Raw genomic sequence first — 20,329 nt, 5'->3', positions numbered from 1 at the left:
GAATCAGGCGCATGGCCGGGGACATACGGAACAGGGCGGCCCGGTTCCGGTGGACCTGGCCGAGAGGGATCGCGCTGGGCGCGGTCCTGGTGATCGTGGTGCCGGTCCTCACCGCGGGCGTCGCCCTGCGGCTCAACTACTCCGGCGACCCGGGCGACGGCACCCGCACCCGTGGCCGCGACGCCATCTGGCTCGGCCACGCCTGGGTCGACGGGCGCAAGGACGACGCCGACCTCGCCGCGTTCGCCGCCCGGATCGAGGGGACGGGCATCAAGGACCTGTACGTCCACGCCGGACCGCTGGAACACGACGGCACCCTGCCCGCCACGAGCTACCCGAGGGCCCGGTGGCTGCTCGACGCCGTGCACCGCACCCTGCCCGGCATCCGGGTCCAGGCCTGGCTCGGCGACGTACTCGCCACCGAGGGGCCCGACGGGCTGCGCCTGGAGCGGGCCGCGTCCCGCACCGCCGTGGTCGCGTCGGCCCGGCAGATCCTGGACGCCGGGTTCGACGGCGTCCATTTCGACCTGGAGCCGCTGCACTCCGGCGACCGCCACTACCTCTCGCTCCTCGACGACCTCGGTGCGCTCACCGGGGCGCGCAAGGCGCAACTGTCGGTCGCCGCCCACCAGATCGACCCGCTGCCGTCTGCGCACAGCGTGATCGGCGCGCTCAGCGGCCGGCAGAAATGGTGGTCGCAGGAGTTCTTCGGACAGGTCGCGCGCCGGGTCGACCAGATCGCCGTCATGTCGTACGACACCTGGATGCCCCTGGAGGGGATGTTCGGCGGCTATGTCGCCCAGCAGACGGCGCTCGCGCTCGAAGTGACGCCGAAGGGCACCGATCTGCTGATGGGACTGCCGTTCTTCCACGAGAACGACCTGGGACACCATGAGTCGGCCGAGACGGTCGCGGCCGCGGTCCGGGGCACCCGGCTGGGACTGGGGCGCACGGACCGCGCCCGCGACCGGTTCGGGGTCGCGCTCTACGTCGACTTCGCCGCGCGGGACGGCGACTGGGCGGCGTACCGCGAGGGCTGGAACTGAGCGGCGGCGTACCGGGCCGGGGCCGGGCCCCGAGCGCTCCGCCCCGGACCGGTACGCCACCACGTTTCAGGGGGTTCAGATGGAGAACCGCTCCTTGGCGAGCAGCGGTCGCACCTTCGACTGGAACCCGCCGGTCCGGAACGGCCTCTGCAGCAGGCCGGGGCGGATCGCCTGGGCCAGTGCCGCGGCGATCATGCCCTGGTCGAGCGCGAGCAGGTAATCGCTGACCCGCCCGGTGCCGACATTGACGGAGTCCCGGAAGCCGTATCCGGCGTGGTACGCGCCGAAGTCGCGGTCGAGCGCGCGCAGGTTGGCGATCGCCTCGTCCGGTGCGTAGGGCAGGGCGAGGAAGGAGGCGTGCGGGGTGACCACACCGTTGGTGAACGCCGACGCGGGCGGCAGCGGTTCGCCGTCCTTCGTGTACGTACGGTCGGTGTTGGAGGCGTAGCCGTCGACCTGCATGCCGATCGCGTCGACGCCGTACTCCTGGTAGCCGCCCTCGGGGATGTTGGCGGGGGAGAAGCCCCAGTACCCGTACCCCGCCTCCGCCGTGCCGTGCTCGATCTGGCTGCGGACGTACCGGCGGTGCGTGAGGCCCCAGGACCTCGGCGACCACTCCGCCTCCGGCACGAACAGCGGCACCATCAGGGCCTCGAACATCGACCCGCCCCAGGTCGGCACGATCTTCCGGCCGCGGTGGGTGTAGTGCCCCTGCCAGACGCGTACGCCGTCCATGGCGATGTAGCTGCCCTGCGGGTGTTGCTCCTGCTCGTGCTCGGGGAGCATCGTGCGCAGCAGGTGCCAGTAGTGGTCGGCGGGCAGCGAGCCGTCCGCGATGCCCAGGTAACTGGCCATGCGCGGCTCCGTGTTGAGCGCGCCGTAGTGGTGGCCGGTGGGCTCCTCGGTGTCGGGCCAGAACCCGCCGCGCAGCTGGCCGGGGCCGGCGACCGGGTCGGCCGGGTCATACGGCGTGTAGTAGTAGGACCAGTCGGCGGTCGCCAGGATGCGGGCGACGCGGGGGCGCAGCGCGGGCGAGGCGTCGGCGGCGATGCGCAGACCGGTGATCAGCCAGGCGTTGTCGACGGAGGACAGGAACGGGCGGATCGGGTCGCCGGTGCCGGGCCACTCGGTGAGGACCGAACCGTCGTGCGCGTCGTACCAGTTGAGCCAGAAGCCGTGGTGGCGTTCCAGCTTCTCGACGGCCCGCACGGTGCGCTCCAGCCTGCGGCGCATGGTGTCGTCGTCGATCACCCCGAGCCCGGCGGCGGCCACGGTCGACCAGAGGCCGCAGCCGATGTTGGTGGGGGAGGTCTGACGCGACTGGACGGGGGCGCCGGGCCTGCTGACATCGATCTTGTCGACGGCGAGACCGAAGTCGGTCGTCATGGCCTCGATCGAGCGATACGTGTCGCGGAACCAGCGCAGGAGCAACGGGGCGTGCGAGCCGCGCACGGGCTGGGCGGCGCCCGCCGGGGGCGCGGCCACGGCTCCGAGCGACAGGGCGGCGGCCCCTGTCCCCGCTGCGGTGAGAAACGTACGACGGTCCATCAGAACCCCTCGAAGAAGAGCCACCGACTGTGGGCGGTGGGCGGATTTCGTTCGTCGGTCGTGATTGCGGGCGCGGGGCGCCGTGGTGCGTACGGCATCCGCGTGCGCCGCCGCTCGTGAGCAGGGCAGGACACGAGCGGCGCCGTACGCGGGCACAGGGTCCGGGGGACCCTGCTGCACGGGAACCGGCGTCCGTCAGGTGTCGCCGGTTCCCGTACGGGCGGGAGCGGTCAGGTCGCTCCCGGTCGGGGGCCGAGGTCAGTCGGCGATGCGCGGCAGGGCGCGCGTGCGGCCCATCTCGCCCAGCCAGACGGCGGACGGCTTGGGCAGGCGCTCGAAGGTCTCCGGGTCCCAGCCGATCAGGCCGAAGGTGGGCTTGTAGGAGCCCCACTCGTAGTTGTCGAGCGCGCTCCAGGCCAGGTAGCCCTGGATGTTCAGGCCGTCCTGGATCGCGGACGCGACCTCGTTCAGGGCGCCGGTGTAGTAGTCGACCCGACGGCTGTCGTCGTCGGTCGCGATGCCGTTCTCGGTCACGATCAGCGGGATGCCGTTGCCCAGGACCTCGGCGGTGTGGCGCAGCGCGTGGCCGACCGCGGACGGGTAGTACTCCCACTGCGTGAGGGTGCGCTCGACGCCGTCGGCCGTCGGTATCGGGCCGTCGGTGCCGATCTTGGTCCGGGTGTAGGACTGCACACCGATCCAGTCGTCGCCGCGGGCGGCCTCGATGAAGACGTCCTCGCGGGGGTGACGGTAGGCCGCGGTGACCTCCTCGGCGCCGGGCAGCGCCTGGTAGACCTGGTTGGCGATGGTCCAGCCGACCTGGATGGCCGGGTCGATCGCCCGGACCTCCTTGACGGCCGCGTGGTGCGCGGCGATGACGGCCTCGGTGGTCTCGTCGTCGGGGGTCGGCAGGCCGGCGGGCGGGAAGCTGTTGTCGCCCCGCTTGGCCTGGCCGGCCATCACGGCGATCATGTTCGGCTCGTTGATGGTGCAGACGTGGCTGACGCCCTCGGCGATCACCGGCGCGCAGGCCGCGACGTAGCGCGCGAAGAGCTCGGTCGCGCCCTCGGCGGTCCAGCCGCCGCGCGCCTCGAACCACTGCGGCACGGTGAAGTGGTGCAGGGTGATCATGGGACGCAGGCCGCGCTCGATGGCGCCCTCGACCATGCGGCGGTAGTGGGCGATCTCGGCCCGGGAGAACCGGCCCTCGACCGGCTCGATGCGCGCCCACTCGATGGAGAACCGGTAGTCGGTGAAGCCCAGACCGGCCAGCGTGTCCATGTCCTCGTGCCAGCGGTGGTAGCTGTCGCAGGCGTCCAGGCTGGGCTCCTGGATGTGGGTGCCCGCGGCGTGCTCCTTGACCCACCAGTCGCAATTGATGTTGTTGCCCTCGATCTGGTGGGCGGCCGTGGAGGCGCCCCACAGGAAGCCTTCGGGGAACGGGACCTGGGTGTGCGTCATCGCAAACCGTCTTTCTGGTGATGAAGGGGTGTGGCCGACGGGGTGTGGGGCCGTGGCCTCGTACTTTTCGTGGGGCCGCCGGGGCGGGCTACTTCATGCCCGCCGTGGCGATGCCCTGGGTGAAGTGCCGCTGGAGCGCGATGAACAGGACCACGACGGGCAGGACGACCAGCAGGGAACCGGCCATCAGCATGCCGTTGGAGCCACCCGCCTTGTTGGGGTCGGTGGCGAAGGTGGCCAGCGCGACCGGCAGGGTGTACTTGTCGGGGTCGTTGGTCGCGATGAGCGGCCAGACGAAGTTGTTCCAGGAGCCCAGAAACGTGAAGATCGACAGCGTCGCCAGAGCGGGCTTCACCAGCGGCATCACGATGCGCCAGAAGATGTACCACTCACCGGCGCCGTCCATCCGGGCCGCTTCCAGCAGCTCGTCCGGGATCGACTGCATGAACTGCCGCATCAGGAAGACCCCGAAGGCTCCGGCGGCGAACGGCAGCACCAGGCCGGCGTACGAGTCGATCAGATGCAGCTTGCTCATCAGCACGAACAGCGGCAGCAGCATCAGGTTGCCGGGCACCATCAGGGCGCCGAGAACCAGGCCGAAGATCTTGTTGCGGCCGGCGAAGTTCAGCTTGGCCAGGGCGTACCCGAGCATCGAGCAGAACACCAGGTTCGAGATGGTGACCAGCACCGCCACGATCACCGAGTTCATGAAGTACAGCGGCAGATCGAGCTTGTCGAGCAGGTCCCGGAAGTTCTGCAGGGTCCACTCGGTCGGGAGCCACACGGGCGGGCTGGCCGTCAGGTCCGCTTGCGTCTTGAAGGCCGAGAGAGCCATCCACAGGAACGGCGCCGACATGATCAGCAGACCGACCGACAGCAGGACGTAGACGAGGACGCGCTTCGGGTTGCGGGTCTTCTTCGTCCCGGACGGCGGCGTGTCCAGGGGCTTCTTCGACGGCGCCGTCGAGACGGCGCCCGGTGCACTGGTGGCGCTCATTTCGTGTTGTCCTTCAGCAGTCGGAGCTGCAGCACCGTGATGCCCATGATCACTACGAAGAGGACATACGCCATGGCACTCGCATAGCCCATGTGGAAGAAGTTGAAGCCCTCGCGGTACATGTTCAGCGAGACGGTGAGCGTGGAGTCCGAGGGACCGCCCTGGGTCATCACGAACGGCTCCTCGAAGACATTGAGGTATCCGATGGTCGTGATCACCGTGGCGTAGAGCAGCGTCGGCCGCAGCAGGGGCACGGTGATGCCCTTGAACTCCTGCCAGACACCGGCGCCGTCCAGCCGCGCGGCCTCCCGCACCTCGGTGGGGATGGCCTGCAGACCGGCGATGAAGAGCACCATGACCGTGCCGAGGTTGCGCCAGACCGCCATCGCGATCATCGACGGCATGGCGAGCGTCTCGGAGCCCAGGAAGTCGGGCGAGGTGAGGCCCACTTCGGAGAAGAGTCCCGCGACGAGCCCGTCGCTCGGGTCGAGCACGAACCGCCAGACCACGGCGACCGCGACGATGGTCGTGACCACCGGGGTGTAGAAGCCGACGCGGAAGAAGGTCCGGGCCCGGTCGATGCCGTTGTTCAGCAGTACGGCGACGAGCAGCCCGAGGAAGATCGTCAGCGGGACGCCGATCACCACGAAGTACGCCGTGTTGAACAGCGACTTGAGGAACTTGTCGTCGCTGAACAGATTGACGTAGTTCTCGAAGCCGATGAAGTTCGCGTCCAGCGGGTGCGTGACATTGCGCAGCCCGAAGTCGGTGAAGCTCATCACCAGCGTCGCGACGATCGGGAACGCCATGAAGACGAGGAAGAGGACGAGGAAGGGAGTGGAGAACAGCCAGCCGGCCACGTTCTGCACGCCCATCGAGGCCTTCTTGCCACCCCGGCGACCCGCGGGCCCGGTGGCCGGGGACCCGGAGGCCCCCGGCCCGGCCTGCACCTTGGCCGTCTGAGCGGCCTTTGAGGTCATGGTGCGCATGACTCCTACTTCACGAGGCCTTCGATTTGGGACTGGGCGGTCTTGAGCGCGTCCTCGGCGGACGCCTTGCCCTGGGTGACCTTGGCGATGGCCTGGTCGACCTTGTCGGTGATCTCCGTCCAGTTGGACAGCGACGGCGAGGCCTTGGCGGTGTCCATCTGCTTCTTGAACACCTGGAGGTCGGCGTCGTCGGCGAGGTCGCCGGAGGTCCAGGCCGAGGTGTTGGCCGGCAGGTCCTTGGTGCGCTTGTACCAGTCGGCCTGGCCCTTGGTGTCCGTCAGGTACTTGATGAACTCGGTGGCGGCGGCCTTGTGCTCGCTGTCCTTGGAGATCGCCAGGGAGGAGCCGCCGGCCATGGAGACGGAGGACTTGTCGGCGGGCACGTTGGCCACCGCCCACTTGCCCTTGAGCTGCGGCTGGCCCTCGTTCAGCAGGGTGACGTGCCACGGGCCGCCGAAGAACATCGGGACGCGGCCGTTGCCGAAGTCCTTGACCACGTCGTAGCCGGGCTGCACGGACTTGTTGGAGAGCCCCTTGTCGAAGTACGAGCCGTACTCCTTGAGCGCCTTGACGGCCTCGGGGCTGTCGATGACGGCCTCGCCCTTGTCGTTGACGATCTCGCCGCCGGCCGAGTACAGGAAGGAGTAGAAGTTCTGCACCGTGTCCAGGCCGCTGGGCTGGATGGACAGGCCCCACTTGGTTCCGGCCTTCTTCTGGTAGGCCGTGGCGAGGTCCTGCATCTCCTTCCAGTTGGTCGGAGCCTTGGTGATGCCGGCCTTCTCGGCCAGGTCGGTGCGGTAGTAGAGGACGCGGGTGTCGACGTACCACGGCACGCCGTACGCCTGGCCGTCGACCTCGCCCTGCTTCCAGCCGGACTGGAAGTAGTCCTTCTCGTTGAAGGTCTTGGTGTCGACCGGCTCCAGCACACCGAGCTCGGCGAACTCGCCCATGTAGCTGCCGCCCATCTGCGCCACGTCCGGCAGGGTGCCGGCGGCGGCCGCGGAGACCAGCTTCTGGTGGGCGACGTCCCAGCCGACCGGGGTCACCTTGACGGTGATGTTCGGGTTGGCCTTCTCGTACACCTTGGCCACATCCGCGAGCTTCTCGCCCTCGGCCCCCATGGCCCAGACGGTGAGCGTCTGCTTCTTGTCCGCGGCGACATCGTCGCCACCGGAGCTGCCGCACGCGGTGAGACCGAGAGTGAGCGCAGCCGTGACTGCGATACCGATCGAGGCGTTTCTGGCGGTGCGGGACATGGAGGGCTCCTCCTTGAGCAATCCGGATGTATGCGCTGCCTGTAAGCGCATACATCACTCTGCGGCAGAGATTCAGGAATCCGCAAGAGGGTGCTAGGTCACACTCGTGCAACGTGCTGGACATCTGAATGTTCAACTTGGCACGGTAAGTGTGTCGTTTGCGAAATTGGTGATGATGTGACCGATTTCGCTGCCGACTCCATGATGATCAACAGGTCTGTACCGTCGCGGACGGGGCGGATACGGTCGTGTCCATGGCTGCACTCGAACACGATTTCCCCTTCGATCCGGCTTACGGATACACGCTCCAGGACCTGCTGGGCGTCCCCGCCCCCGCCGCTCCGGACGATTTCGACGCCTTCTGGCAGGCCCGGTACGAGGAGGCCCGCAAGGTCGCCACGGAGCCGGAGCTCGGGCCGCTGGAGGAGGAGCGCGACGGGGTGCGGATCCACGGCGTGACCTTCACCTCGGTGGGCGGGGTGCGGCTCGGCGGCTGGGTGGCGCTGCCCGCCGAGGGGTCGGCGGAGTACGGATTCGTCATCGGGCACGGCTACGGCGGCCGGGACGAGCCGGGCCCCGATGTGCCGCTGCCGCTGCCCCGGGCCGCGGCGATCCTGCCGTGCGTACGGGGCATGGGCTCGCGCGGCCTGCACCCGGGCATCCCGGACGTGTCCGCCGCGCATGTGCTGCACGGCATCGAGTCGCGCGACACCTATGTCATCGGCGACTGCGTGGCGGACCTGTGGTGCGCGGCCTCGGCGCTGTGCGAGCTGGTGCCGGGACTGACGCCGCAGGAGGGCGGCCCGGGGCTCGGGTACCTCGGGGAGAGCTTCGGCGGCGGGCTCGGCGCGCTGGCGCTCCCCTGGGACGACCGGTTCGGGGCCGCGCAGCTGACGGTGCCCACCTTCGGCAACCACCCACTGCGGCTCACCCTGCCGTGCATCGGCAGCGGGGAGTCGGTGCGGGGCCACCGGCGGGACCACCCCGAGGTCACCGAGGTGCTGCCGTACTTCGACGCCGCCACGGCCGCGACGCGGCTGGAGGCGCCCACGCTGGTGGCCGCGGCGCTCTTCGACCCCTCGGTGCCGCCGCCGGGGCAGTTCGCCGTGCACAACGCGCTGGCCGGTGAGCACGAGCTGCTGGTGCTGAGCGCGGGGCACTTCGAGCACGAGGGCACGGCGGCGGAGGTGGCGGAGCTCCGGGCGGCCCGGCAGCGGTTCTTCGGGGCGCGGCTGGGGCGGGCCTGAGGACGAGGGGCGCCGGGCGGTCCCGAGGGGCCGCCGGGGCGCCCGTTCCCGTCAGCCGCAGCCGCAGCTGGCGCGGCGGATCAGGGACACCGGGAGCATGAGCGACACCGGCTCGCTGCCGCTGTTGCCCAGCCGCTGCACCAGCAGCTCCACCGCCTGCTCGCCGAGCTGACGGATCGGCTGGCGCACGGTCGTCAGCGGCGGCCGGACGATCCGGCTCAGCGGAATCCCGTCGAAGCCGGTCACCGCGATGTCCTCGGGCACCCGCACTCCGCGCCGCTCCAGGGCGCGCAGCGCGCCCACCGCCATCTGGTCGTTGGCGAAGAGCACCCCCTCCGGCCGCTCGCCGGGCCGGTCGAGCAGCGCCTCCGCGGCCCGCGCACCCTCGGCCTGCGTCATCATCTCGGCCCGCAGATCGGGCGCGTCCGGCACCGGGAGCCCGGCGTCGCGGCAGGCCTGCCGGAAGCCCAGGAACCGCGCCTCGGCGTCCGGCGATTCGACCTCGCCGCCGACGAAGGCGAGCCTGCGCAGCCCGTGGTCCTCGATCAGATGGCGGGCCAGTTCGCGCTCGCCGTCCGCGTTCGCGACGACGATGTGGTCGAGATGGTCGATCTCGCGGGGGCCGGCGAGCATCACCACCGGAAGCCGGCGCGATATCACTTCGAGGTCCTCGGTCGGCACGGTCTGTGCCAGCACCGCGAAACCGTCGACCCGGCCCGCGACCTTCGCGACGAGGCTCTCGGGCCCGCCCTCCAGCGAGGCGGCGATCAGCAGCGCGTAACCGTGCCGCCGCGCCGCCCGCTCCATGCCGCGGATGATCTGGTCGGAGTAGAGCATCACCGCGTCGTCGGCGTCGCTGTCCGCCTCCGCGTCGGCCTCGGCGTCGGGATCGGCGTAGTCGGGGAAGCAGAGGCCGAGCACGCCGGTGGTCCGGCTGGCCAGGCCGCGGGCGTTCCCGCTGGGTACGTAACCGAGCTGGCGGGCGGCTTCGAGGACCCGCTCGCGGGTCTGGGCGCGTACCGAATCGGGGGTGCGGTAGACCCGCGAGACCGTGGCAATGGAGACGCCCGACCGCTCGGCGACGTCGTACACCGTTGGGGCGCTCACTCGACCGACCGTCCGCTTCTTCTTCCGTACCGAAGCACCTGCTGTTGCATGTACCGACCCTCTTCTGAAAGCGCATTCACCCTAGATCGCGGGCCGCGTGACGGGCAAGACCGCCCCGAAGAAAGACAGGCAACCTTGCAAGGTGCACTGCGCATCTTTTACCTTGAGGGCATGCCGGAACCGACTGGAACCACACCCGCCGGCCGTCGCGCCGCGTCGTCCGCCGAGCCGTCCGCCGAGCAGCTGGCGACGCAGCTCGCCGCCGTGGTCGGCCGGTTGCTGCGGCGGCTGCGCAGCACCTCGTCGGGCGGTCTGCTCACGCCGACGCAGCGCTCGGTGCTCGCCAGGCTGGACCGTGAGGGTCCGGCCACCACGGCCGCGCTGGCCCGTGCGGAGTATGTGCGTCCGCAGTCCATGCGGCTGACCCTCGGCGCGCTGGAGACCCAGGGGCTCGTCGAGCGGGCGCCCGATCCGGCCGACGGCCGGAAGTCGGTGATGTCGCTCACGGAGTCCGGGACCGCGACGCTCGCCGAGGTCCGGGCCGCCAAGCACGACTGGCTCGCCTCGGCCATCGCGGCCGAGCTCGACGGCGCCGATCGCCGCACCATGGCCGAGGCCATCGAGCTGATGGACCGGCTGACCGGGAAGTGACGGCACCGCTCCGCCGCCGGACCGGGATGTGACAGGCGGCCGTCCGCCGGACCGGCACCGGCCGTCACCCCACCGCACCCCGCACCCCGCGCCCCCGTACCCGCATCGCCCCGCACGCGTAGCCGTACCCACATCCGAACCGTTCGCCCACCCCACCCAGGAGCGCCACCATGACCGCCACCACCCTCGACCCGAAGACCGCCCTGGTCGTCATCGATCTCCAGAAGGGCATCGTCTCCCTGGACACCGCCCACCCCACCGCCGACGTCGTCGCCAACTCCGTCACCCTCGCCGACGCCTTCCGCGCCAAGGGCCTCCCCGTCGTCCTGGTCCATGTGGTCGACGGCGCCCCCGGCCGCAACGAGGCACCGGCGGGGGCCGGCGGGCAGCCGCCCGCCGACTGGGCCGACATCGTCCCCGAGCTCGGCCCGCGCGAGGGCGACATCGTGGTCACCAAGCGCACCTGGGGTGCCTTCCACGGCACCGACCTCGACCTCCGGCTGCGCCGCGCCGGCGTCACCCAGGTGGTTCTCACCGGCGTCGCGACCAGCATCGGCGTGGAGTCCACGGCCCGCTCGGCATACGAGCACGGCTACAACGTCACGGTCGTCACGGACGCGATCACCGACATGGACGCCGACGCCCACCGCAACAGCGTCGAAAAGATCTTCCCGCGCCTGAGCGAGACGGACACGACGGAGGCGATCGTCGCGCTGCTCGGCTGATCCTCCCGGCCGGCCCGATCCTCGTGGCCGGTCGTCCTCACCGGTGCGGCGCGGCAGCCGGGGCCGCTGCGCCGCACGGGTGAGGTTCGGGGCCGTCACGCCGTGTCTGCGCCGCCGCTCGCGCGGGGGCGACTTCAGTGGATGGACGAAACCAGTGTGATCAACTGCAAATGCCACCAAAAACGCACAATCTGGCACACCCTCTGACGGGTGGGTCGGGCCGGCCCCGGAGGTATCAGCCATGTCCCACGTCGGCGTCCCGCGGGAGACGGCCCGAAAGCGCCGCTCCCTCGCACTCCTCACGACGGGTGTGCTGACGCTCCCCGTGCTGGCGGGCTGCAGCTCCGGCGACGGCTCCACGTCCGCCGGGATCGCCCCCCAGGACATCGCGGTCACCGGCCGGAACCTGGTCGCCGAGGGCGGCACGGTCGACTGGGCGATCGACGCCGTGCCCGCCACCCTCAACGCCTTCCAGGCGGACGCCGACAGCTCCACCACCCGGATCACCGGCGCCCTGCTGCCGACGCTCTTCCCGCTGGACGCCAACGGCAGGCCGCAGCTGAACCCGGACTATCTGGAGTCCGCGAAGGTGGTCGAGCGCGAGCCCAGGCAGGTGGTGCTCTACCGGCTCAACCAGCAGGCGGTGTGGAGCGACGGCCGGGAGATCGGGGCGCCCGACTTCGTCGCCCAGTGGCGGGCGCTGAGCGGCAAGCACTCGGCGTTCTGGACCGCCCGCAACGCCGGCTACGACCGCATCGAGAAGATCGAGCGCGGCGCCGACGACCTGGAGGTACGGGTCACCTTCGCCAAGCCGTACGCGGACTGGCGCTCACTGTTCTCCCCGCTGTACCCGAAGGAGGTGACCGGCTCCCCGGACGCCTTCAACGACGGAGCCCGGACCACCCTCAAGGCGACCTCGGGACCGTTCCGGCTGCGCGGGGTGGACAAGCGGGCGGGCGAGGTCACCCTGGTCCGCAACCCGCGCTGGTGGGGCAACCCGGCCAAGCTCGACTCGCTGGTCTTCAGGGCCGTCGCGCCGAAGGACCGGGCCGAGGCCCTGGCCGCGGGCAAGGTCGACGTGGCCGACGTCGACGCCGCGGCGGCGCACCGGATCGTGCAGGCGGCCCGGGACAAGGGCGCGAACGGGCAGCAGCTCACCCATGGACCCGGCGCCGCGACCGGTCCGGCCGCCGCCCTGCGCTCCTGGGCCGTGGCACACGGCTCGAACGCCGAGGAAGCGGCCGCCGCGCAGGCGGCCAGGGCGAAGAGCCGGGCCGCCGCCGAGGCGTACGCCACCGAGCAGGGCGGGCTGAGCGCCTACGTGGTGCGCAAGTCGCTGGAGCCCGCCTACACCCAGCTCGCGCTGAACGGCGAGTCCGGACCGCTCGCCGACGACCGGGTGCGCCGGGCGGTCGCCCGCGCCCTGAACCGCCAGGAGCTCGTCGACACCGTGCTCAAGCCGCTCGGCCTGCCCGCGCAGCCGCTCGGCAGCCACCTGGCCCTGGCCGGGCAGCCCGCGTACAAGGACAGCAGCGACGCGCTCGGCGGCCAGGACACCGAGGAGGCGCAGGCGCTGCTGGCCGACGCGGGCTGGACGCCGGAGGGCGCGGTCAGCAAGTCGGACGGCACCAAGGCGGGCAGTGAGGCCGGAAAGAAGGGCGGGAAGGACGCGGAGAAGAAGGGGACGGGCCCGGCCGCCGGGGAGGACGCGGAGAAGAAGGGCGGGAAGGACGCGGAGAAGAAGGGGACGGGCCCGGCCGCCGGGAAGGCGGGCAGCACGGACGGCAAGACCGGCGACGGCGCGGACCGGCGCGAGCCCGCCGCCGACGACGGCCTGTACATCGTCGGCGACGACAACAAGCCCGGCGACGCCGACCCGACGGGCGGACCCACCCACGTACTCGCCCCCGCCCCCGCCGCCGCGTTCCACAGCTCCGTCCTGCTGCGCCAGGCCGGGAACCTCTCCGAGTCCGGCACCTCCGAGTCCGGCACCTCCGAGTCCGGCACCTCCGAGGACGTCCCCGCCAAGGTCACCGCCCAGGACAAGCGGCCGGGCGGCACCGCCGGTGCGTACGCCCCCGCGGGCACCGCGGCCCCCGCGCGGGCGGCCGACACGCGCCGCGGTCCGCTCGGCAAGGACGGCAAGCCGCTGACCCTGCGCTTCGTCCAGCCGTCCGGTCCCGGGTCGGAGCCGCTGCGCAGCGTCGGGGACAAGATCTCGGCGATGCTCGAATCGGTCGGCATCCGTACGGAGATCACCAAGGTCTCCGACGAGAGCTACTTCCAGGACCACATCGCTTCCGGCGACTACGACCTGGCCCTGTACTCCTGGCCCGCGACCGCCTACCCCGCGACCGACGACCGCCCGATCTTCGCGAAGCCGGTGCCCGCCACCGACGGCTCGCTGCTGGTCGAGCAGAACTACACCCGCGTCGGCACGGACCACATCGACCAGCTCTTCGACCAGGCGGTCTCCGAGCTGGACGAGGGCACCGCCCGCGATCTGATGAAGCAGGCCGACGCCCGGATCTGGGCCGCCGCGGGGTCGATTCCGCTCTACCAGCGTCCGCAGCTCGTGGCAGCGAGCCGGAAGCTGGTGAACGTCGGCGCCTTCGGCTTCGGGGCACCCCACTACCAGGACATCGGTTTCAAGAAGCCGCAGGCCGCCGGTGCCCCGGCCAATAAGAAGAAGTAGCAGGTCAGAACAGCGCCAGAAGCTCAGAACTGGCTCAAATCCCTTGCCCGTCGGCGTGCCCGGCGGGCAAGGTCGCTTCTGCCCGTTGACCCGGGTGGCCGCTCGATCCCCCCACCTCCGAGACCCCCGCCCCGGAGCCCTGACTCCGGACCTCGGAGACTCCGCTTCGGAGCCCCACCTCCGAAGCCGCGCGATCCCGCGTCCGCCTCCGCCGCCTGCCGGGCCGCGGCCGTGCCACCGGTGAAATTCACCGGAAGAACCGGCCACCGGGGCAGGAACGCGAGGCGGACGCGGGTTCTCACCAGCGCAGCCGTGCTCGTCGGCACTCGGTGCGACCACCGTCCGCTCCGGCTCGACGGACCCGGCACAGGCCGTCCCGAGGCCGGTAAAACTCGCCCGGGAAGCCGCGGCGGCGCCAGCCCCGTACCATTGGACTAGCCGTGGCGCGTCCGCCCGGCGGGCGTACGAGGACTTGAGACCGACTTAGACGCCTGATCCCACGATCCGAGAGAAGCGCAAGCCACCCATGCCCACGCGCCACGACATCCGTAACGTAGCCATCGTCGCCCACGTCGACCACGGCAAGACCACGCTGGTCGACGCCATGCTCAGGCAGGCCGGCGCCTTCGCCGCGCACGCCGCCGAGAACCTCGACGAACGCATGATGGACTCGAACGACCTGGAGCGTGAGAAGGGCATCACGATCCTCGCCAAGAACACGGCGGTGAAGTATCACCCCAAGGACGGCGGGGACCCGATCACGATCAACATCATCGACACCCCCGGCCACGCCGACTTCGGCGGTGAGGTCGAGCGCGGTCTGTCGATGGTGGACGCGGTCGTGCTCCTGGTCGATGCCTCCGAGGGCCCGCTCCCGCAGACCCGCTTCGTGCTGCGCAAGGCGCTCTCCGCGAAGATGCCGGTCATCCTCTGCATCAACAAGACCGACCGCCCCGACTCCCGGATCGCCGAGGTCGTCGACGAGACGTACGACCTGTTCCTGGACCTGGACGCGGACGAGGACCAGATCGAGTTCCCGATCGTCTACGCCTGCGCCCGTGACGGCGTCGCTTCGCTCACCAAGCCGGAGGACGGCACCGTCCCGGCCGACAGCGACAACCTGGAGCCGTTCTTCTCCACGATCCTGGCGCACGTCCCGGCCCCGGAGTACGACGAGGACGCCCCGCTCCAGGCCCACGTCACCAACCTGGACGCCGACAACTTCCTCGGCCGTATCGCGCTCTGCCGCGTCGAGCAGGGCGAGCTGCGCAAGGGCCAGACCGTCACCTGGATCAAGCGCGACGGCACGATGTCCAACGTCCGCATCACCGAGCTGCTGATGACCGAGGCGCTCACCCGCAAGGCCGCCGAGGTGGCGGGCCCCGGCGACATCTGCGCCATCGCCGGTATCCCGGACATCATGATCGGCGAGACCCTGGCCGACCCCGAGAACCCGATCGCGCTGCCGCTGATCACGGTCGACGAGCCGGCCATCTCGATGACCATCGGTACGAACACCTCGCCGCTGGTCGGCAAGGGCGGCAAGGGCCACAAGGTCACCGCCCGCCAGGTGAAGGACCGCCTCGACCGCGAGCTGATCGGTAACGTCTCGCTCCGTGTCCTGGACACCGAGCGCCCCGACGCCTGGGAGGTCCAGGGCCGCGGTGAGCTCGCGCTGGCCATCCTCGTCGAGCAGATGCGCCGTGAGGGCTTCGAGCTCACGGTCGGCAAGCCGGAGGTCGTCACCAAGCAGGTCGACGGCAAGACGCACGAGCCGATCGAGCGCATGACGATCGACTCCCCCGAGGAGCACCTCGGCGCGATCACCCAGCTGATGGCGACCCGCAAGGGCCGCATGGAGACGATGACGAACCACGGTTCGGGCTGGGTCCGCATGGAGTGGATCGTCCCGTCCCGCGGCCTCATCGGCTTCCGTACGGAGTTCCTGACGCAGACCCGCGGCACGGGCATCGCGCACTCCATCTTCGAGGGCCACGAGCCGTGGTTCGGCGAGCTCCGCACCCGTCACAACGGCTCGCTGGTCGCGGACCGTTCGGGTTCCGTGACGCCGTTCGCCATGGTCAACCTCCAGGAGCGCGGTGTCATCTTCACCGAGGCCGGCACCGAGGTCTACGAGGGCATGATCGTCGGCGAGAACTCCCGCGCCGACGACATGGACGTGAACATCACCAAGGAGAAGAAGCTCACCAACATGCGTGCGGCTTCCGCCGACACCACGGAGAACGTGGTGCCGGCCCGCAAGCTCTCCCTGGAGCAGTCCCTGGAGTTCTGCCGCGAGGACGAGTGCATCGAGGTGACCCCGGAGACGGTCCGTATCCGCAAGGTCGTCCTCGACCAGAAGGAGCGCGGCCGCGCCGCGTCGCGCGCCAAGCGCTGATCCGGCACCGGGCGCCGCGCGTGCCCGGATGAACGACACAACGGGGCCCGGCCTTCCGTCAGTTGACGGGAGGCCGGGCCCCGTCGTGCGATGGACCGCGGGGCCGTCCGGGCGCGTGGTGTCGCATCCGGTGTTGCATCAGCAATCACGCAGAATCGGCGGTGCGCTGTCAAGCAGGCCGATCAGGCCCCTGTCCAGTGGATTTCATCGGCGATCCGTCCGCATATCGATCGTCGCTCTCCGAAAGCTGCGTTAACGGTCCGTTTCGAGCGTGTCTGTCTGGGATCACTTTGTCCGGATTTCGGGCAATGGGGGTTTCTCGATGTTGTCAAAACGAGACCCCTTAAGTGTGGTTTACAGCCCGGTCGTACTTAATAGTTGGCTCCATTGAGCTCGGGTCAATGGGTCACGCACTGTGGGGAGTGCCGACTCACGAGCACACTAGGGGCACTGAAACGATCACCGTCAGGGGTGTCGGTGTATCACTCCAGTGCCCTTCTTGTAGTCAAAAGTGGACTCATGAGGAGGAAACCCATGCGTGGTGCCAAGAGCGCCAAGTGGGTCGCGGGAGCGGCCATCATCGCCCTGGCCGCGACCGCCTGTGGCGGTAGTGACAGCGACAGCGGCAAGGACATGAACTCGGGCAAGGCGGACCCGAACGGGATCCTGACCGCCCAGCTCGGCGAGCCGCAGAACCCGCTCCAGCCGGCGAACGCCAAGGAGAGCCAGGGCAGCCGTGTCCTGCGCACCGTCTTCTCCGGCCTCGTCGACTACGAGCCCGGCACCGGCAAGCTCGAGTACATCAACGCCGAGTCCGTGACGCCCAACGCGGACTCGTCCGTGTGGACCGTCAAGCTCAAGCCGGGCTGGAAGTTCCACGACGGCACCACGGTCACCTCCAAGTCCTTCGTGGACTCCTGGAACTGGTCGGCCAATGTCAAGAACAACCAGACCAACTCCAGCTGGTTCCAGGACATCAAGGGCTACGAGGACGTCCACCCGGCCAAGGGTGCGCCGAAGGCCGACAAGATGTCCGGTCTGAAGATCGTCGACGACAACACCTTCACGATCAGCCTGACCGGCTCGGTCTCGTACTTCGCGTACAAGCTGGGTTACGACGTCTGGGCGCCGCTGCCCGAGTCCTTCTTCAAGGACCCGGCCGCCGCCGGCCAGAAGCCGATCGGCAACGGCCCCTACAAGTTCGTCTCGTGGGACCACAAGAAGCTGATCAAGGTCCGGAAGTTCGACGGTTACCAGGGCCCGAACAAGGCCAAGAACGGTGGCATCGACTTCAAGAACTACACCACCGCCGACGCCGCCTACTCGGACCTGCGGTCGAACAACCTCGACTGGATCGAGCAGATCCCGACGACGTCGCTGACGAGCTACAAGCAGGACCTCGGCGACCGCGCCATCGACGCGGAGTACTCCGCGGTGCAGTCGATCGTCCCGGCGTTCTACACCAAGCAGTTCAAGAACATCGACCCCAGGGTCATCCAGGGTCTGTCGATGGCCATCGACCGTGACACGATCACCAAGACCGTGCTGCACGGCACCCGTACCCCGGCCGACTCGTTCGTCGCCCGCGGTGTGATCGGCTACAAGCCCGGCGCCCTCGGTGACGTCGTGAAGTACGACCCGGCCAAGGCGAAGAAGCTCATCGAGGACGGTGGCGGCGTCCCGGGCAAGAAGATCTCGATCCAGTTCAACGCCGACCAGTCGCACAAGCCGTGGGTCGACGCGGTCTGCAACAGCATCCGCAAGGCCACCGGCGTCGAGTGCACCGGTGACTCCAAGCCGGACTTCCAGGCCGACCTGAACGCGCGTGACAACAAGCAGGTCAAGTCCATGTACCGCGGTGGCTGGGTGCTCGACTACCCGGTCAACTCGAACTTCATGCGCGACCTGTACGGCACCACCGCAGCGGGCAACACCTCGGGCTACTCCAACAAGGAGTTCGACGCTCTCGCAGCGAAGGCCGACAAGGCCAAGACGCTCGACGAGACCGTCAAGATGTACCAGGACGCCGAGCAGCTCCTGAAGAACGACATGCCCGCCATTCCGCTGTGGTTCTACAAGGTCAACTCCGGTCAGTCGACGAACGTCTTCGGCAAGATCGTCTACGGCCAGGACGGTGACCCGATCTTCACCGACGTCCAGGTCAAGGCCAAGAAGTAAGCATCGGGATCCGAAGGCCGGTTTCGTCGCTCCTCTTCAGGAGCGGCGGAACCGGCCCGTAGGCGATGCCCCGGGGCTCTCCCCCCACACCCCGCGGCGGAGACCACTCTGAGAAGGCCATCGCCGACCCCTCACGGCATGGAGGCATGATGGGGCGTTACGTCGCAAGGCGACTGCTCCAGATGATCCCGGTATTCATCGGGACCACTCTGATTATTTTCCTCATGGTCCACATCCTTCCCGGTGACCCAATCCGGGCGATGTGGGGAGACAAGGCGGCAGACCCCGCACAGGTCGCGTCGCTCCGCCATGAGTTCGGGCTCGACCAGCCCCTGTGGAAGCAGTACATCGACTACATGGGCAATCTCTTCCAGGGTGACTTCGGCAAGACCTTCGGTGGTCGCGAAGTCATCGACGAGATGTCCGAGTCCTTCCCGGTGACCCTGCGGCTGACCGCCGTCGCCATGATCATCGAGATCATCGTCGGCATCGGGCTCGGCGCCTGGGCGGGCCTGCGGGCCGGCAAGGCCGCCGACACCGGCGTGCTGATCTTCACCCTGATCGTCATCTCGATCCCGGTGTTCGTCCTCGGCTTCCTCGCCCGCTTCGTCCTCGCGGACCAGCTCGGCTGGGTGGCCCCGAACGTCCAGGACTCCACGGACTACGCGCAGTTGTTCCTGCCGGGCTTCGTGCTCGCCATGCTCTCCATGGCGTACGTGGCACGGCTGACGCGCACGACCTTCGCGGAGAACCTGCGCGCCGACTACATGCGCACCGCGATGGCCAAGGGCCTGCCGCGACGCCGCATCATCGGTGTGCACCTGCTGCGCAACTCGCTGATCCCGGTCGTCACCTTCCTCGGTACGGACGTCGGCGGCTTCATCGGCGGCGCGGTCGTGACCGAGGGCATCTTCAATGTCCAGGGTGTCGGAAACCTGCTCTTCAAGGCGCTGCAGCAGCGCGAGGGTTCGACGATCGTCGGCGTCGTCACGGTCTTCGTCCTCGTCATCCTTGTGATCAACCTGCTCGTCGACCTGCTGTACGCGGTCCTGGACCCGAGGATCCGGTATGCCTGACGCGACCAAGACCCAGACCGACGCGGCGATGGACGCCACCGCCGCCCCCTCGGCCGCCGACGGCCATAAGGAGCAGGGCAAGCCGCGCAGCCTCTGGGGTGACGCCTGGTTCGACCTGCGCCACCGCCCGATGTTCTGGATCTCCTCGATCCTGCTGCTGATCCTGCTGGTCATAGCCGCCTTCCCGGGGCTGTTCACCGGCGCCGACCCGCGCGACGGCGATCTGACCAACCACTTCCTGACCAAGCCGGAGCTGGGGCACTTCTTCCAGGCCGACTGGTTCGGGTACGACGGTCAGGGGCGCTCGATCTACGCGCGTGTCATCTACGGCACCCGCGCCTCGATCCTGGTCGGCGTCGGCGTGACCGCCGCGGTCACCCTGGTCGGCGGCCTGCTGGGCATGCTCGCCGGATACTTCGGCGGCTGGCTCGACTCCGTCATCTCCCGGATCACGGACATCTTCTTCGGTATCCCCTTCCTGCTCGGTGCGATGGTCGTCCTGAACGCCTTCACCGACCGCAAGGTGTACGTGGTGATCCTGGCCCTGGCCTTCCTCGGCTGGACCTCGATCTGCCGTGTGATGCGGGCCTCCGTGATCACCGCCAAGCAGGCGGACTACGTGACGGCGGCGCGCGCGCTCGGCGCCGGCACCCCGCGGATCCTCTTCCGGCACGTCCTGCCGAACGCGCTCGCCCCGACGATCGTCGTGGCCACCATCGCGCTCGGCGGGTACATCTCGGCCGAGGCGACGCTCTCGTTCCTCGGACTCGGGCTCGCGGACCCGACGATCTCGTGGGGCATCGACATCGCCGAGGGCAGCCAGGCCATCCGGGACAACCCGCATGCGCTGCTGTTCCCGGCAGGAATGCTCAGCCTCACGGTCTTCGCGTTCATCATGCTCGGCGACGCGGTACGCGACGCCCTCGACCCGAAGCTGCGCTGAGGAGGGCGTACG

The 20,329-nt window shown here is 69.5% G+C and carries 15 protein-coding genes; 9 read left to right on the top strand and 6 right to left on the bottom strand.

Features of this window, described 5'->3' with window-relative positions:
* Nucleotides 1-11: 11 nt before the first annotated feature.
* The gene (locus OG520_RS14065) at nucleotides 12-1,046 is read left to right on the top strand and encodes a hypothetical protein (RefSeq protein ID WP_406013388.1); all 1,035 of its coding nucleotides are present in this window, start codon (nucleotides 12-14) and stop codon (nucleotides 1,044-1,046) included.
* 75 nt (nucleotides 1,047-1,121) lie between these two features.
* On the opposite strand, the gene OG520_RS14060 is transcribed toward OG520_RS14065, so the two are convergent.
* The 5 genes from OG520_RS14060 to OG520_RS14040 form a co-directional block, all read right to left on the bottom strand.
* Nucleotides 1,122-2,594, bottom strand: a complete 1,473-nt coding sequence (locus OG520_RS14060; RefSeq protein WP_406013387.1) for a glucoamylase family protein — start codon at nucleotides 2,592-2,594, stop codon at nucleotides 1,122-1,124.
* Nucleotides 2,595-2,852: 258 nt separating this feature from the next.
* Nucleotides 2,853-4,055 carry a glycoside hydrolase family 1 protein gene (locus tag OG520_RS14055; RefSeq protein WP_406013386.1) on the bottom strand — a complete coding sequence of 401 codons (1,203 nt, stop codon included), beginning with the start codon at nucleotides 4,053-4,055 and terminating at the stop codon, nucleotides 2,853-2,855.
* Nucleotides 4,056-4,143: 88 nt separating this feature from the next.
* On the bottom strand, nucleotides 4,144-5,052 hold the full coding sequence (locus OG520_RS14050; RefSeq protein ID WP_399328785.1) for a carbohydrate ABC transporter permease: 909 nt from the start codon (nucleotides 5,050-5,052) through the stop codon (nucleotides 4,144-4,146).
* Complete coding sequence (locus OG520_RS14045) at nucleotides 5,049-6,041, bottom strand: carbohydrate ABC transporter permease (protein ID WP_266414781.1); 993 nt, start codon at nucleotides 6,039-6,041, stop codon at nucleotides 5,049-5,051. The genes OG520_RS14050 and OG520_RS14045 overlap by 4 nt, the downstream gene beginning before the upstream one ends.
* 5 nt (nucleotides 6,042-6,046) lie before the next feature.
* The gene (locus tag OG520_RS14040; RefSeq protein WP_406013385.1) at nucleotides 6,047-7,297 is read right to left on the bottom strand and encodes a sugar ABC transporter substrate-binding protein; all 1,251 of its coding nucleotides are present in this window, start codon (nucleotides 7,295-7,297) and stop codon (nucleotides 6,047-6,049) included.
* Nucleotides 7,298-7,551: 254 nt separating this feature from the next.
* On the opposite strand from OG520_RS14040, the gene OG520_RS14035 reads away from it, so the two are divergent.
* On the top strand, nucleotides 7,552-8,544 hold the full coding sequence (locus OG520_RS14035; RefSeq protein WP_406013384.1) for an acetylxylan esterase: 993 nt from the start codon (nucleotides 7,552-7,554) through the stop codon (nucleotides 8,542-8,544).
* Between the two features lie 51 nt (nucleotides 8,545-8,595).
* On the opposite strand, the gene OG520_RS14030 is transcribed toward OG520_RS14035, so the two are convergent.
* Nucleotides 8,596-9,651 (bottom strand): LacI family DNA-binding transcriptional regulator, encoded by a 1,056-nt coding sequence (locus OG520_RS14030; protein WP_385335722.1) that lies wholly within the window; start codon nucleotides 9,649-9,651, stop codon nucleotides 8,596-8,598.
* Nucleotides 9,652-9,822: 171 nt separating this feature from the next.
* On the opposite strand from OG520_RS14030, the gene OG520_RS14025 reads away from it, so the two are divergent.
* From OG520_RS14025 to OG520_RS13995, 7 genes are all read left to right on the top strand, one after another.
* Entirely contained in the window at nucleotides 9,823-10,302 is a 480-nt protein-coding gene (locus OG520_RS14025) for a MarR family winged helix-turn-helix transcriptional regulator (RefSeq protein ID WP_406013383.1), read from the top strand.
* 170 nt (nucleotides 10,303-10,472) lie between these two features.
* Nucleotides 10,473-11,027, top strand: coding sequence for an isochorismatase family protein (locus OG520_RS14020; RefSeq protein ID WP_406013382.1), 555 nt, complete (start codon nucleotides 10,473-10,475; stop codon nucleotides 11,025-11,027).
* Between the two features lie 241 nt (nucleotides 11,028-11,268).
* Nucleotides 11,269-13,722: an ABC transporter family substrate-binding protein gene (locus OG520_RS14015; RefSeq protein ID WP_406013381.1), complete on the top strand. Its 2,454-nt coding sequence runs from the start codon at nucleotides 11,269-11,271 to the stop codon at nucleotides 13,720-13,722.
* 526 nt (nucleotides 13,723-14,248) lie between these two features.
* Nucleotides 14,249-16,120: a translational GTPase TypA gene (typA, locus tag OG520_RS14010; RefSeq protein WP_399328790.1), complete on the top strand. Its 1,872-nt coding sequence runs from the start codon at nucleotides 14,249-14,251 to the stop codon at nucleotides 16,118-16,120.
* A gap of 534 nt (nucleotides 16,121-16,654) precedes the next feature.
* Entirely contained in the window at nucleotides 16,655-18,298 is a 1,644-nt protein-coding gene (locus OG520_RS14005; RefSeq protein ID WP_406013380.1) for an ABC transporter substrate-binding protein, read from the top strand.
* A 149-nt stretch (nucleotides 18,299-18,447) separates the two neighbouring features.
* Nucleotides 18,448-19,374 carry an ABC transporter permease gene (locus OG520_RS14000; RefSeq protein WP_093550093.1) on the top strand — a complete coding sequence of 309 codons (927 nt, stop codon included), beginning with the start codon at nucleotides 18,448-18,450 and terminating at the stop codon, nucleotides 19,372-19,374.
* On the top strand, nucleotides 19,367-20,317 hold the full coding sequence (locus OG520_RS13995; protein WP_406013379.1) for an ABC transporter permease: 951 nt from the start codon (nucleotides 19,367-19,369) through the stop codon (nucleotides 20,315-20,317). The genes OG520_RS14000 and OG520_RS13995 overlap by 8 nt, the downstream gene beginning before the upstream one ends.
* The last annotated feature ends 12 nt before the right edge of the window (nucleotides 20,318-20,329 follow it).

This window comes from Streptomyces sp. NBC_00984 (assembly GCF_045162475.1).
In the GTDB taxonomy this organism is placed as follows: Bacteria; Actinomycetota; Actinomycetes; order Streptomycetales; family Streptomycetaceae; genus Streptomyces.
The sequence above is the reverse complement of the archived record's forward strand: the minus strand, read 5'-3'. Positions and strand labels throughout refer to the sequence as shown.